General features: G+C 71.6%; 11 protein-coding genes and 1 tRNA gene. 7 read left to right on the top strand and 5 right to left on the bottom strand.

All coding sequences use genetic code 11. The features are described from left to right. The first annotated feature begins 113 nt into the window (after positions 1-113). Positions 114-761 carry a response regulator transcription factor gene (locus tag L0965_RS07925; protein WP_101306957.1) on the top strand — a complete coding sequence of 216 codons (648 nt, stop codon included), beginning with the start codon at positions 114-116 and terminating at the stop codon, positions 759-761. Then, positions 754-2,901, top strand: coding sequence for an ATP-binding protein (locus L0965_RS07920; RefSeq protein WP_101306958.1), 2,148 nt, complete (start codon positions 754-756; stop codon positions 2,899-2,901). The genes L0965_RS07925 and L0965_RS07920 overlap by 8 nt, the downstream gene beginning before the upstream one ends. On the opposite strand, the gene L0965_RS07915 is transcribed toward L0965_RS07920, so the two are convergent. Both L0965_RS07915 and L0965_RS07910 read right to left on the bottom strand, forming a co-directional pair. Continuing rightward, positions 2,868-4,415, bottom strand: coding sequence for a chitinase (locus L0965_RS07915; RefSeq protein WP_157831647.1), 1,548 nt, complete (start codon positions 4,413-4,415; stop codon positions 2,868-2,870). The genes L0965_RS07920 and L0965_RS07915 overlap by 34 nt on opposite strands. Continuing rightward, positions 4,412-6,640, bottom strand: a complete 2,229-nt coding sequence (locus L0965_RS07910; RefSeq protein WP_157831648.1) for a glycosyltransferase family 2 protein — start codon at positions 6,638-6,640, stop codon at positions 4,412-4,414. Before L0965_RS07910 ends, L0965_RS07915 begins: the two co-directional genes overlap by 4 nt. 178 nt (positions 6,641-6,818) lie before the next feature. Here L0965_RS07910 and L0965_RS07905 point away from each other — a divergent pair, with 178 nt between their 5' ends. Together L0965_RS07905 and L0965_RS07900 are read left to right on the top strand one after the other, a co-directional pair. Beyond that, entirely contained in the window at positions 6,819-7,205 is a 387-nt protein-coding gene (locus L0965_RS07905) for a hypothetical protein (RefSeq protein ID WP_101306961.1), read from the top strand. Between the two features lie 332 nt (positions 7,206-7,537). After that, positions 7,538-8,374: a M23 family metallopeptidase gene (locus L0965_RS07900; protein WP_082734246.1), complete on the top strand. Its 837-nt coding sequence runs from the start codon at positions 7,538-7,540 to the stop codon at positions 8,372-8,374. A 255-nt stretch (positions 8,375-8,629) separates the two neighbouring features. On the opposite strand, the gene L0965_RS07895 is transcribed toward L0965_RS07900, so the two are convergent. After that, positions 8,630-8,720 (bottom strand) — tRNA-Ser (locus L0965_RS07895). Positions 8,721-8,939: 219 nt separating this feature from the next. On the opposite strand from L0965_RS07895, the gene L0965_RS07890 reads away from it, so the two are divergent. Further along, positions 8,940-10,337 carry an MFS transporter gene (locus tag L0965_RS07890; RefSeq protein ID WP_234057973.1) on the top strand — a complete coding sequence of 466 codons (1,398 nt, stop codon included), beginning with the start codon at positions 8,940-8,942 and terminating at the stop codon, positions 10,335-10,337. Here the strand turns inward: L0965_RS07890 and L0965_RS07885 are convergent. After that, the gene (locus tag L0965_RS07885; RefSeq protein WP_101306963.1) at positions 10,307-11,008 is read right to left on the bottom strand and encodes a DUF899 family protein; all 702 of its coding nucleotides are present in this window, start codon (positions 11,006-11,008) and stop codon (positions 10,307-10,309) included. The genes L0965_RS07890 and L0965_RS07885 overlap by 31 nt on opposite strands. Positions 11,009-11,122: 114 nt before the next feature. Between L0965_RS07885 and L0965_RS07880 the strand changes: the two genes are divergently transcribed. Further along, positions 11,123-12,076, top strand: coding sequence for an L-lactate dehydrogenase (locus tag L0965_RS07880; protein ID WP_101306964.1), 954 nt, complete (start codon positions 11,123-11,125; stop codon positions 12,074-12,076). Positions 12,077-12,141: 65 nt separating this feature from the next. Then, on the top strand, positions 12,142-13,497 hold the full coding sequence (gene radA, locus L0965_RS07875; RefSeq protein WP_101306965.1) for a DNA repair protein RadA: 1,356 nt from the start codon (positions 12,142-12,144) through the stop codon (positions 13,495-13,497). Between the two features lie 504 nt (positions 13,498-14,001). Here the strand turns inward: radA and L0965_RS07870 are convergent. After that, positions 14,002-14,409, bottom strand: a complete 408-nt coding sequence (locus L0965_RS07870) for a dehydrogenase (RefSeq protein ID WP_101306966.1) — start codon at positions 14,407-14,409, stop codon at positions 14,002-14,004. Positions 14,410-14,546 lie beyond the last annotated feature (137 nt).

Below are 14,546 nucleotides of genomic sequence, written 5' to 3'. Positions count from 1 at the left end.
GTAATAATGCGGAGTCGACGGCGCACGCGGCGAATCCTGCCCCTATCCTGGAGCGGCGCGAGGTGCGGCACGTCCACCGCCGGGGGGCCGGCTCGAAGAGAGGTGTCCTGGGGATGGTGGATGCGGCATCCGTCGCCGTCGTCGACGACCACGAGCTCGTCGCGATGGCGGTGCAGAACCTCCTCGCCGCGACGCCCGAGGTCAGCTTCGTCGGTCACGCCCGCACCGTCGACGAGCTGGTGCGCCACCCGCGACGTGCCGAACTGGTCCTGCTCGATCTGAGCCTGCGCGACGGATCGCATCCGGCGGACAACGTCGCGGCGCTGCGCCGCTGGGGCGCCCAGGTTCTCGTGCTGACCTCCGGCGAGGATCCGTACCTCGTGCGCGCCGCCTCACGCGCCGACATCCGCGGCGTCGTGAGGAAGTCCGCGCCGTCGGCGGGGCTGCTCACCGCGATCGTGTCGGCGTCGCGCGGCGAGCACGTCTCGACGGCGGAATGGGCCTCGGCGCTGGACACCGATCCTCTGCTCGAGGGCGCCCCGCTCACCGCGCGCGAGCGCGAGGTCCTGGCGCTGTACGCGTCGGGGCTGGGCGCGCGGGACGTTGCGACACGGCTGTTCATCTCCGAGAACACCGTCAACGATCACCTTCGCCGCATCCGCTCCGTCTACCATCAGCTGGGCCGCCCGGCGGCGACGAAGGTCGAGCTGTATCAGCGGGGCCTCGAAGACGGCTACGTGCCGGTACCGCGGCGTGAGTGACGAGGATGCCGCCGAGCGCGCCGCTCGGCGGGTGCTGCTGGCGACCAGCGGCGCGATGGTGGCGGCGGTCGGCACGTTCAACCTGACCGTCGTGGCCCGCGAACACCCCGTCCTTCCCCTCTGGTATCTGATCATCGTGGTCGCCGCCACGGCCATCACCATCGTCGGCGGGGCGCTCTCCCCCCTGCTGGGCACCCGGATGCTGCGCCGCACGGCCGGCGCCGCGACGATCCTGTTCTGGGCCGCAGTCATCCTGTTCGCCCCGGCGGCGGCGACGTCGGAGGTGGAGCGGATGCCGTGGGTGCTGACGGCATCCAGCGCCGCCACCGCCTGCGCGCTCGTCGCCTTCGGCCCGCGTGCGGGGTGGGCCACGCTGGCGATCGGGACTCTCGCGGGGGCGACGTACCGTCTCACGTTCGGAGGCTTCGATCTGGACGGAATCGTCAACGACTCGCACGCGCTGCTGACCGCGGCCGTGGTCTGCGTGCTCGGCGGGCATGTACTGTCGGTCGGCGCCGGCCTGGACGCCGCCGCAGCGGAGCGCCGGGCCGCCGCGGCCCGCGAGTCGGCCGAGCGGGGTCGCCTGGCGGCGCGGACGCACGCGGCCGCCCTCGTCCACGACGAGGTGCTGGCGACGCTCGTGCTGGCCGCCTCCGAGCTCCCGGTTCCGCTCGATCGACTCGCCGTCCAGGCGCGGCGGGCGGCGGGGATGGTCACGTCGCTCGTCGACGACGGCGCGCGCGAGCCTCTCCCGCTGGATGCCGAGCTGGTCGTGGAGACCCGCCGGCAGGGTGCGGAGCTGACCTGCGACATCGAAGGTCCCCTCCTCCTCGACGACGGTGCGACCACGGCGATGCTGGGGGCGACGCGTCAGGCGCTGACGAACGCGGCCCGGCATGCACCGCTGGCGCGGCGGCAGGTCCATCTCCGTTCCCGCGACGACGACGTCCGCATCGACATCGTCGATGACGGCCCCGGCTTCGAGCTGGCCCGGATCGACGACGACCGCCTCGGCATCCGCCAGAGCATCGTCGCGCGCATGGAACGCGTTCCCGGCGGCGCCGCCGAGATCGTCTCCACACGAGGAGTCGGCACGCGCGTCACGCTGCGGTACGCGCCGCCCGCGCCGGGCGTCCAGATGGCGGCGGTCACCGACTCCGCGGCGCTGCGACGCGGTGTGACCCGCATCGGGGTGGGCTACGTCGTGCTGCAGTCGTTGTGCGCGATGGCGGCGACGGTCGTGGCGCCGCACACGTGGGCGCTGCAGGTGGCGGCACTGGCGGCGATCCTGGTCACCGCCGAGCTGCTGCGCCGCTCCCTGCCCGCCGAGCCGTCGTGGGGCCGGTCGATCGGCGTCGTCGGGCTCGTGGTCGGTGGCACACTCGGCACCGTCGCGGTCGCCCCGCTGACCTACGGCACCCTGTGGCCGGTGATGGCGCTGTCCTTCCTGCTCGTGCCGCTGGCTCTGCGAGGGCGCGGGGGCACGGCGCTCGTCGGCGCCGCCCTGGTCGTCGGTGTCCTGATCGCCGCGGGAGCCGCTCAGGGCGTCGCCCCCGGCCAGATCCTCCAGCTGATCACCCGCCCCGGACTGGTCGTCGGCGTCGCCGTCCTGATGCTGCACGTCATCGCGCGCATGCAGCGGGGCATCGTCGTCCTGCACCATGAGGCCGTCGCCGCCGCGGAACGGCAGAGCTGGTCGATGTCGGCGCGTGCGGAGCTGCGCGAGCACGCCGACGATCTCGCCGCCTCCGTCGTGCCCCTGCTGAACCGCATCGCCGAAGGGCGGTCGCCCTCACCCGAGGAGCGGCGCGCCTATGCGGCGCAAGAGGGACGACTGCGCGACGACCTGCGCGCCGGCGCGCTGGCGCGTGAGCCGCTGCGCAGCGCCGTCGCGGCCGCGCGCGCCCGCGGCGTCGACGTGGTCCTGCTCGACGACAGCGGCGCCGCCGCCGCCGACGACGGGATCGATGCGGCCGTGGGGTGGATGGCCGAGAGCATCTCCGATGCGCGCCGGCACGTCGTCGGACGCTTGCATCCGGACGGACGAGCCGTGCGGGCGACCATCGCGATCGACGGCCGCCCGCACGTGTTCGATGCCGTCAGCGGTCACGACCCGTCGAGGAGCTTCCACGGCGAGTAGTCGTGATCGAGCACCGACCGATCGGGACGCTGTCCCTGCGACCACCAGCGCGCCTCGTACCCGCTGCCGTCGTACAGGACGCGATCGCCCTGGTTGTAGAGGCCGGTGGCGGACCATTCCGGGTAGGTGCCCTCCGGCAGCTGCGGCAGGGTGAACGGGCGGTCGCTCGAGAGCACGGGGCCCACGTAGGTCCACGCGGATGCCGCGGCATCCAACGAGGGGTCATCGGGCTGGGGGCCGTCCTCGTTCCACCACTTGGACACGTAGACCGAGCCCCGCCAGACCACGAATACCCCCGCCGAGTAGAACGACTGCGACGTCCACAGCGGGAAGGGGCTGGTGGCGGCGTCGTCGGGGACGATCGGACCGTCGTGCGGGGTGAGGGGCTCCCCCGACGGCGTGCCCGTGTGCCCGTCGGCGAGGATGCCGGCGAAGCTCACGCCGGCCTGATCGACGCCGCTGCACAGGGGCGAGACCCGATGCACGAGCGGGTAGTTCGATCCGCAGGTGCGGTCGCGGTTGAGGGACCACATCGACATCCTCGCGATGCCCTGCGCGGTGGCGTAGTCGGCGAGCGCCCGGGCGTCATCGAGCGTGAAGACCTCGCGCTCGATGTCGCTCTGACCGATCATCGGGGTCGCTCCCAGCAACGCCCACGCTCCGCCCGGCGGCAGGGTGCGCCCGTGGGCGTCCCACAGGTCGGTGACCTGCCGGGCGGTGGCGTCCAACGCGCTGATCGCCAGCGACGACGTGGAGGCGGCGTGATCGTCGGCGTTGAAGTCCATCGTCATGGCGTTGACGCCCGCGATCTCGACTCCCCCGTCGAGCATCGCCGAGACCTGCGCGGACCCCTGGGCGGTGAGACCGTCGGGCGCCACGGGCAGTGTGAGCCACACCTGCAACGACGTGCCCTCCGCGCTCCGCTGCTTCTGCAGCTGTGCGATCGCCGCGGCACGTCGTGCCGTCGCGGCCGCGTCGTCGAGAGCATCCCCTTCGATGTCGAGGTCGACGGTGTCGATGCCGTACCGGTCGAGCACGGTGCGATACGCCGTCGCCAGGGCATCGACCGTCGCACACGCGGAGGCCAGCTCGGTGTTGAGGGCGCCTCCGAACGACACCGCGAGCGGGCGCCCCTCGCGCTGCATCCGCTCGACGCGACGATCGAGCTGGAACCGCTGGGCGGCGTCGTCGAGCGTGTACGTGCGTCCCCACGTGGGCGTGCAGTCGTCGTCACCCGCGGCGACGACGAAGGCGAGGACCAGCCCCCCGGGGGCATCGTCCATCGTGCTGCGCGACAGCTCGTCGCCGGATTCGAGCGTCACGTCGTAGTACGGCGCGAACCAGCGGTGGGCGGCGTCGGCGCCGGCCACCGCCGGCGGCAACGTCGGAACGAGGGCGGCCGCGGTCGCGCCGAGTCCCAGCGTGACGACCACGGCCATGCTGAGGGCGAGGCGCCCGAACGAGAGCTGCCGTCCGGCGAAACGCGAACGCCGGGGCGCGTGCACCGGGCTCATGAGAGTGCTCCGATCGCGTCCAGCGGCCCGTCGTCGAGGACCGCAGCCCACCGCGGAGAGGAGGCGACGGCGGGCGCGGCGGCGTCCCTCTTTTCCACCCAGATCCAGTCCATCCACGCGAACCAGAGATCGGATGCCGTGGCACGCACGCCGATGAGACGCACGATGGCCCACAGCGTCGCGATCGTGGTGAACGCCGCGAAGACCGCGGTGCCCCATGCTCCCGCCATCCCGGCGCGCACGCCGACGGCGCCCGCCACGAGTACCAGCGCCAGGGGCGCGACGAGGAAGAAGGCCGGAACGCGGGTGCGCGACGACACTTTCGGCGTCCGGGCGAACTGCGCCTTACGGCCGGTCAGGACCTGCAGCACCGACGCCGCACTGCCGGCGAGATTGACGGGCAGGAGCAGGAGGTTGAGTCCGTAGATGGCGACGACGTCACGCCGGTGGTAGCCGAGCACGCGCAGATCCGACGCCATCTCGACGAAGTAGGGCAACGCGATCAGCATGAGCAGGATGGTGACCAGCTGCCCGTCCATCGGGTAGAGAGTGAGCACCGCGAGCAGGCCCACCGTGACCCAGGAGATCGAACCGAGGTAATTCAGTCGGAGCAGCCGCTCGGCGACCCGCATCGGCTCGCCGACGCGGCGACGGCGAGCGGCCAGGGCGCGCAGGGCGGGGATGATCAGCAGCCCGCCGTCCGCCCAGCGGCGACGCTGGATGACGAGGGAGCCGAAGTCGGGCGGTGTGGCGCTGTAGCTGAGGCGCTCCGGGTAGTTCATCAGCGTCCAGCCGTGCTCGGCGATGTCGATGCTCGACTCGGTGTCCTCGATGGCCGTCCGGTCGGAGATGTACCGCACGATGCGCGTGCCGTCTTCCACCGACTCGCGTCGCAGCGAGGCCAGGGCCTGCCAGCGCAGCACGGCGTTCGCGCCCACCCAGAACGTCGCCCCGAACGCCGTGAGTCCCTGGTGCACGATGTGCTGCAGGTCGGTCGTCGCCCCGGCGATGCGTTCGAGCCGGGTCGGAGCCCCGCGGTAGGCGGAGTAGGGCGTCTGGGCGACCGCGACGCGCGCGTTCTCCGGCTGCTCGAGGGTGTGGACCAGCGTCGCGCAGTACCCGGGCAGCAGCATCGAGTCGGCGTCCAGGGTCAGCACGTAGTCGGGTTCGGCCACCTCGAGGGTGCTGCGCCCGGCGCCGGCATCCTCGAGCACCCGCTGACCGCCCACCCATCGCTCCCGGTAGCGACCGCCGATCAGGCCGAGGTACGCGTTCAGGTTCATGGCCTTGTTGGACACGTGCGACAACGAGGCGTAGCGCCGCCGCTCGAAGGTGGAGGCGTCCACACCGAAGATCCGCACGAGGCGGCTGACGAGCTGATGCGCCCGCGCGAGCGTCAGCGGCGCCGCCCCGCTCTCCGCGGCTTCGAGCAGCGCCGCGGCCGTGGCCTCGAGATCGGATGCCAGGCGCCGCAGCACCTGCTCGACGAAGAAGACCTCGACGTGCGTCCGGGTCGGCGCCTCCTCGGCGCGTGCGTGCAGCCACTGTGCGCACGCCGCGTGCTCGCGCATCACGAGCTCCGTCGCCGCGGCCGCGGAGAGTTCGCCCGCGCGGATGCGGGCGGCGGCGGCATCCACGCGCTCGAAGACCGGCCGCAGTGCGGCATCCAGCTCTCCCGTCAGGGCGCGGCACCCCTCCAGCCCGGCGCGCGCCGCGTCGTCGGCGGGGTCGGGGTCGTCGTCCAGCAGCAGCACGACGTCGAGCCGCGGAAACTCCTGCAACGCGACGGACCAGAGCGCCATCCGCACGAGGTCGGGATCCTCGCGTCGAGAGGGCAGCAGAGCGGTCAGCAGGGGTTCGTGATCGAAGAAGTGCTCGTCGATCGTGATGCGGCGGGGGCGGCGATGATCCGCGAGCCGAGGAAGGGCGCCCGCCCGCGCGAGCAGATACATGCAGGCCGAGAACGTGAGCGCGGTCACGGAGACGAGGAACAGCGTCGTGGCCAGGAGCTGGGTGGAGTCGACGAGCGCACCGCCGCGAGAGAGGGTGACGATGACCGTCGTGAGGTAGAGCATCCACAGCACCACGCACGAGATCAGGGCGATCCGCGACCGCGCGATACGGGCCGTGGAAGGCCGTGCGTGCTGCGCCGGCTGCGGTGTCGCGTCGCGATCGGTGCCGCGCTGGCGGCGGCGGGCTCGGGTGACGGCGGTGTCTGAAGTCATGGTCGATGTTCCTTCGACGGGGGGCCGCGGCGTCGGGTCGCCGCGGCGACGTGCCCGACAAGTCCCAGGTCGGTCACGATAGGGCCATCGTGCCGGGCGGGGCGGTCTCGTAGCGGCCGTTTCAGCCACCGGAATCGGTGGTTCTCCGTCGCACCCGGACACCCGATAAGGTCGGGCCATGTCGATCCCTCCGGATGCCGTCGACGGCACGCCTCGCACCGCCGCACCGACTCCGCCGGCCGTCGCCCCGGACGCCTACCGCACGTTCGGCATCGTCGGATTCGTGCTGTCGTTCTTCGTCGTCCTCAATGTGGCCGGCCTCGTGATCAGCATCATCGCCCTGGTCGGCTCTCGTCGGAACGGCCACCGCAACGGGTTCGCGCTCGCGGGCGTCGTCATCGCGGGCATCGGGGTCGCCGTGGCACTGGTGATCCTGTTCGTGATCGGCGCCACGCTCGTGGATGCGGCGCAGACCTGTGCACGCCTCGGAGAGGGCGTGCACACCGTCGGCCCCGCGACATACACCTGCGGACCCGGCTCCTTCTACGTCCGCTACGGCGGCTGACCGGCAGCCGCCGACGAACAAGGCCCCGACATCCGCGTGATGGTTCCGCGACCGGTGCGACGTACGACCGCCGACGCGCGGCCGTCGAAGGTCGTGTGCCGATCGGTGACGAAGCTCTCCTCCGTCGCCGCACGATGAGGGTCACGGATCCGGGCATTGAGCCCCCACGCTGCCAGCGGCCCCCGGCGCCGCTGGCGCGGGCGCTTCGAAGGCACCCCATGGATCGACCGGCCCGCCGCCGGCGATGAGCTTCGCGGCATCCGCGGGGCTCACGCCGCGTTCATACTTTCGTCGTCTCGCCATCCGTGTGGCGCGACCAATAGCGTGAGGTCATGGAGTCTCCTCAAACGCCGGCGGCCGATGCCCGTGACGCGCCACAGCTGACTCGACGTCAGGTCGTCGGCGTCGCCGGAGCGGCCGCCGCGACCTACGTTGCCGGGTCAGTCGTTCTGGGCGCCGCCCCAGCAACAGCCGCGGGGACCTGGACGCGCGCCCAACACGATGCACTCCCGATCGCGTGGAATCATCCGTTCACGCAACGAGCAGAGACGCGCCTGGGCGTGGACGGTTACCCGGAGCCCAGCTATCCAGGTCATCGTGGCGTCGACTACTACGTCACGCCGCGCGCAGGCACGCCTGCGTGCGCGGTCGCAAGCGGAGTCGTGACCGGTGGGGGTTACGAGCCGAGCGGGCGCGGTCAGTTCGTGACCATCAACCACGGCTCCGGGGTCTTCGGCGACTACTGCCACTTCATCCAAGGCAGCACGAGTGTGTCGATCGGGCAGAACGTGAGCGGCGGCACGGTGGTCGGCCTCACCGGCTTCACCGGCTACCTTGATCCCCCTGAGCGCGAGAACTCGCATCTTCACCTGCGCCTGTACCTGAGCGACGGCACCAACCTGAATCCGATTTGGTTGGTCACGAACGCCCCGCTCGCCGGGGACAGCCCGACAGGCCCGCCGCAGAACCCCGGAGAGGACGAACTCATGTACAAACTCATCACGTTCGCAGAGAACCAGCAGGTCTGGATCGTCGGCATCAGCGGTAAGCGCAAGTACATCCCGAACACCTACCACCTGAGCCTGCTGCAGCGATTCCTGAAGGGTGACAGCCTGCTGGGCGCGGAACTCGACATCATCGCGGGGTATCAGGCAGCCGTCGCTCCCTGAGCGAACCTCGCGTCGACGCTCCTCCCGAGCGCAGCCCGCCCTGGCACCATCCTCCCCGGCACGCGCCGAGGCTGCGCTCGTTTGTCCCCCCTGACCAGGTGGTGGTCCGAGTAGAAGCAGCAGTCGACGAGTAGCCGACCGCTCATCGCGTCCTCGACGACGAGGGGAAGGCCGGGGCGGAGGCGCGAGGCGGATGCAGGGAAGGAAGAACCCCCGCGATCCCAGTGTTTCCAGGGGATCTGCGGGGGTTCTCCGTGGCGGTGACGGTGGGATTTGAACCCACGGTAGGGGGTTACCCTACACAACTTTTCGAGAGTTGCACCTTCGGCCGCTCGGACACGTCACCGCCGTATAGCTTACGACACTCCGCGGGGCGCCGCGAACCGAGGAGATGTGGGATGCCGAGGAGCCCGGCGACCGGAAAGCTCCTCGGATCGCGTCATCTCCTCGGAAACGAGACGGTGAGTGTGGCCGGCGACGGCCGCGGCATCCCGAGCGGCCCTGTCCACCCCCTTCTCGATGTCCGTGCCGCGCCCTAGCGTGAGGACATGACCGAGCGGACACCGTGGCAGACAAGCTGAGCCCCCCGCAGCGCCTGGTGCTGGCGATCGCGATCCTCGGCTCGTTCGTGGCGTTCCTCGACGGCACCATCGTCAACGTGGCGCTGCCGGCCATCGCGCGCGACCTCGGCGGCGGCCTGTCCACGCAGCAGTGGACCGTCGACGCGTATCTGGTCACCCTCGGCGCGCTCATCCTCGTCGCGGGCGCCGTCAGCGACGCGTTCGGTCGCATCCTCGTGCTGCGCATCGGCCTCATCGGCTTCGGCATCGCCTCGGTCGCCGTCGCCCTTTCCCCCTCCCCCGAGCTGCTCGTCGCGGCGCGCGCGGTGCAGGGCGCGGCGGGGGCGTTCCTCGTCCCGAGCTCGCTCGCCCTCATCACGGCCACGATGCACGAACCGCTGCGCTCCCGCGCGATCGGCATCTGGACGGCATCCACCACCGCGGCCATGATCGTGGGCCCCCTGGTCGGAGGGGTGATCGTCGACAACTCCTCGTGGCGATGGGCGTTCGGGATCAACCTCCTGCCCATCGCCGTCGCCCTGTGGCTGCTCACCCGACTCGCCCACCGCGACGAGCGCCGCGCCGGCGCCCACGTCGATGTGCTCGGGGCGATCATGTGCACCCTCGGCCTCGGCGCGGCGGTGTTCGCGCTCATCGAGCAGCCCCACCTCGGCTGGACCTCACCGGCGATCTGGATGCCGGGGCTCGCCGGGCTCGTCCTGCTCACCGGGTTCGTGTGGCGCCAGCGTCACGTTCCCGATCCGATCCTGCCCCTCGACCTCTTCCGCAGCCGCAACTTCTCCGCGGGAAACCTCTCGACTCTCTTCATCTATGCCGCCCTGTCGCTCAACGGCTTCGTGCTCGCGATCTATCTGCAGCAGGGCGCGGGCCTCAGCGCCACCCTCGCCGGACTCGCGAGCCTGCCGACGACGCTGCTCATGATCGCCCTGAGCGCACGCATCGGCGCCCTCGTCGGCCGGTGGGGACCCCGGCTGTTCATGACCGCGGGCCCGCTGATCATGGCCGGCGGCGCCCTGCTCCTGCTCCTCGTCGCCGACGACTTCGACTACTGGTGGCAGGTGCTGCCGGGGATGATCGTGTTCGGTCTGGGACTCGCGCTCACGGTGTCGCCGCTGACGTCCACGATCCTCGGCGCGACCGACCCCGACCGCTCCGGCATCGCCTCGGCCGTCAACAACGCCGTCGCCCGCGTCGCGGGACTCCTCCCGATCGCCGCACTGGCGGCCATCACGGGCGGAACCCTCGATCTCGCGGGCTTCCACCGCGCGGCGATCACGACGGCCGCGCTCCTCGTCGTCGGCGGCCTCGTCGCGCTCGGCGGCATCCGCAACCCGTCCTCCGCCGGACGGGATCAGCCCGCGGCCGATCCTCCCGGCCCGTAGAGCGCCGCGATACCGGGAGAGCCGATACCGCCCTCGTACGTCGGATGCTGCGGCCACCCGTGCGGCGAATCCTCCCAGGCCTCCTGACGCCCGTACGGCAGCACGTCGACGAGCCCGTGGAGGTGCCCGAGCTGCTCCGTACCGCGACCGTCGGTGTGCCAGGTGCGGTAGACCGTGTCGCCGTCGCGCAGGAACACGTTGACGGCGAACCCCGCATCGGGCGGCGCCCCCATGTCGGCTCCGAACGGGCTGTGCGCCGTGGAGTACCAGTCCATGCGGTTGCCGACGCGCTCCCGGTAGGCGAGCGCCTCGTCGATCGGCCCCTGCGTCACGATGACGAACCGCGCGTCGTAGTCGTCGAGGAACTCGAGCCGCGTGAACTGGGCCGTCCAGCTCGTGCAGCCCGGACATTGCCACTGCTTCCCGTCCGCCCACATGTGGCTGTAGACGATCAGCTGCGGCTTGTCGCCGAAGATGTCCGCGAGTCGCACGGGGCCGTCGGGCCCTTCGAGCACATAGTCCGGCAGCTCGACCATCGGCAGCCGGCGTCGCTGCGCGGCGATCGCGTCGAGCTCGCGGGTGGCGGCCTTCTCGCGTACGCGGAGGGCATCGAGTTCGCGTCGCCAGGTGTCGGCGTCGACGACAGGGGGCAGGGCCGGGGCATCCGTCATGCCGCCCATCGTCCGCCGCTCGGCAGCCGCCCGCAAGGGCCGCGCCGGTCGCGGGACGCCACCGCCGACGCGGCCGCGGTGGCCTCGGCATCCCCCGCCTGTCAGACTGGGGCCATGAGCGTGATCGAGAACTCGAAACTCACCGTCGTCGGCGCCGGCGCGGTCGGATCGTCCGTCGCCTATGCGGCCCTCATCCGCGGCTCGGCCCGCCACGTCGCCCTGTACGACATCGCGGCGGAGAAGACCGAGGCCGAGGTGCTCGATCTGGCGCACGGCGCGCAGTTCACGGGGTCGAGCGACATCATCGGCGGCGCCGACATCTCGGTCGCCAAAGGCTCGCACGTCGTCGTCATCACCGCGGGCGCCAAGCAGAAGCCCGGCCAGACGCGTATCGAGCTGGCCGGCGTCAACGCCAGCATCCTCAAGTCGATGATGCCGCAGCTGCTCGACGTCGCCCCCGACGCGACGTTCGTCATCGTCACGAACCCCTGCGACGTGCTGACCGTGCTCGCGCAGGAGACCACCGGACTGCCCTACGAGCGCATCTTCGCCTCCGGCACCGTGCTCGACACCTCCCGCCTGCGCTGGAAGATCGCCCAGCGGGCGGGCGTGTCGATCTCGAGCGTGCACGCCTACATCGTGGGCGAGCACGGCGACACCGAGTTCCCGCTGTGGTCGCACGCCACGATCGGCACCGTCCCGATCCTCGACTGGCAGCCGCTCGACGGCCAGCCGAAGTTCACGGTCGAGGAGCTCGACCAGATCGCCGTCGACGTGCGGGATGCCGCGTACAAGGTCATCCAGGGCAAGGGCGCGACCAACTACGCCATCGGGCTGTCGAGCGCGCGCATCGTCGAGGCGATCCTCGACGACGAGCACGCGGTCATGCCCGTCTCGGCCGTGCTCGACGACTTCCACGGCGTCAGCGGGGTCGCCCTCTCGGTGCCCGCGGTCGTCTCGGCCGCCGGCGCGGTGCCGATCCGTGAGACGTCGTTCTCCGACCACGAGCTCGGACTGTTCCGCCGCTCGGCGGACGCCCTCCGCGAGGTCGCCGACTCGCTGCGCTGAGTCGCGGGCACCGGCGGGGCAGCCGCCGCGCGGGCACTGTCGGATGCCGCGACTAGCCTGAACGCATGGCATCCAAGCGCACCGCGACCACGAGCGCGTTCCGCTGCACGGAGTGCGGCTGGACGAGTGCCAAGTGGGTGGGTCGCTGCGGTGAGTGTCAGCAGTGGGGCACGGTCGTCGAGGCCGTGTCGTCCACGCCCGTCCACGCGGTGGCGCCGCTCGCGCCGACGCGCGCGGCCCGCCCCATCACCTCGATCGACACGCGCGAGACACCCCGGCGCACGACGGGCATCGGCGAGTTCGACCGCGTGCTCGGCGGGGGGCTCGTGCCGGGGGCGGCGATCCTGCTGTCCGGCGAGCCGGGGGTCGGCAAGTCGACCCTGCTGCTCGAGGTCGCCGCACAGACCGCGCGCGCAGGACGACGCGTGCTCTACGTCAGCGCGGAGGAGTCGCTCGGGCAGGTGCGGCTTCGCGCGGAGCGCACGGGCGCGCTGCACGACGAGCTCTACCTCGCCAGTGAGACCGATCTCGCCACGATCCTCGGTCACGTCGACGAGACCCGGCCCGAACTGCTGATCGTGGACTCGGTGCAGACCGTCGCCTCGAGTCTCGTCGACGGGGCGCCCGGACATCCGAGCCAGGTGCGAGAGGTCGCCTCGACGCTCATCCGCGTCGCCAAGGAGCGCGATCTCCCGGTCATCATCGTCGGACACGTCACCAAAGACGGTCAGGTCGCCGGGCCGCGCGTGCTCGAGCACCTCGTCGACGTCGTCTGCCACTTCGAAGGTGATCGGCAGACGGCGCTGCGGTTCGTCCGCGCCCTCAAGAACCGTTTCGGCGCGACCGATGAGGTCGGATGCTTCGAGCAGACCAGCCGCGGCATCGCCGAGGTACCCGACCCCAGCGCGCTCTTCCTCGGTCACGGCTCCCGCGAACCGGGGACCTGCGTCACGATCGCGATGGAGGGGCGGCGCGCCCTGCCCGTCGAGGTGCAGGCGCTGACCCTGCCCGGGTCGGGGCCGAACCCGCGGCGCATCGTGAGCGGCGTCGACGGCGCCCGCGTGGCGATGGTGCTCGCGGTGCTCGAGAAGCGGGCCGGCATCCGCGTGTCCGACCAGGACGTCTACGTCTCGACCGTCGGCGGGGTGCGGCTGGTCGAGCCCGCGGCCGACCTCGCCATCGCGCTGGCGGTGGCGAGTGCCGTCACCGGCCGGGCGACGCCGAAGGGCCTCGTCGCGATCGGCGAGCTGAGCCTCGCGGGCGAGGTCCGCGCCGTGACCGCCCACGAGCAGCGCCGGTCGGAGGCGAGCCGGGTCGGGTATCGGTCGGTGATCGACACGGCATCCCGCGATCTGCGCGGAGCCCTGCGCGATCTGACGCAGCGGCATCCGGTCGAGCCGGGCGACCAGCCCGACTTCTGATCCTCCCCCGCTCCACCCGGTCGTTGAGCGAGGACGCGCAGCGACCGAGTCGAAACGCCGAACCACCGCGTTTCGACTCGCTCCGCTCGCTCAACGACCGGGGGGGCACCACCGCACCTCCAACACCCGGACGTTGAGCGAGGACGCGCAGCGACCGAGTCGAAACGCCGAACCACCGCGTTTCGACTCGCTCCGCTCGCTCAACGACCGGGGGCAGCACCACCGCACCCCCAACACCCGGACGTTGAGCGAGGACGCGCAGCGACCGAGTCGAAACGCCGAACCACCGCGTTTCGACTCGCTCCGCTCGCTCAACGACCGGGGCGCAGCTCCGCTCGCTCAACGACCGGGGGGGCAACACCACCGCACCCCCAACACCCGGACGTTGAGCGAGGACGCGCAGCGACCGAGTCGAAACGCCGAACCACCGCGTTTCGACTCGCTCCGCTCGCTCAACGACCGGGGGTGGCGAAGCCGCTCAACGACCGGGCGGCGAAGCCGCGGTCAGGCGCCCAGGTCGAGGGCCGCCAGAAGGTCGCCGGGCGCGGCCTGCATCGGATGCGGGCCGGCGATGTCGAAGAAGACGGTCGTGATCTCCTCCCGGTGCGCGGCCAGGAACGCGCGCAGCCACGCGGGCGACTGCAGTGCGACCGCGGGCGGCAGCGCTTCGGGTTTGTTCGCGGCGTCGCTGAAGAGCAGCAGCGCGACATCGCCCGTGTTCGGGTCGCGGTACGTCCAGACCTCGCCGCTGTCGCGGGGGTCGTCGCGCTGGCCCGGCCGCAGGAGCGGCGCCACGGTGGGACCGTGCCGCAGTGCGAAGGCGAGGGCGGCCATGTCCTGGGTCTGCAGGGCGTCGGCGAGCTGCGTGTTGCGGAACTCGAGCGGGGGCTTCGCGCGCTTCTTGCCGACCATCCGTCCAGCATACGAGGGTGTCACCGGTCGCCAGAAAGGAGGGGCCCTCTCGATCCCCACATTGGGGGCTGGGGGGATCGAGAGGGCCTGAGCTCGTCGGGCGTTCGTGCCGGAGATGCCGGTCATTGGGGGTGACG

Origin of the sequence: Microbacterium sp. NFH-22A-Y, assembly GCF_021401375.1 — a bacterium.
Classification (GTDB): domain Bacteria; phylum Actinomycetota; class Actinomycetes; order Actinomycetales; family Microbacteriaceae; genus Microbacterium; species Microbacterium hominis.
The sequence above is the reverse complement of the archived record's forward strand: the minus strand, read 5'-3'. Positions and strand labels throughout refer to the sequence as shown.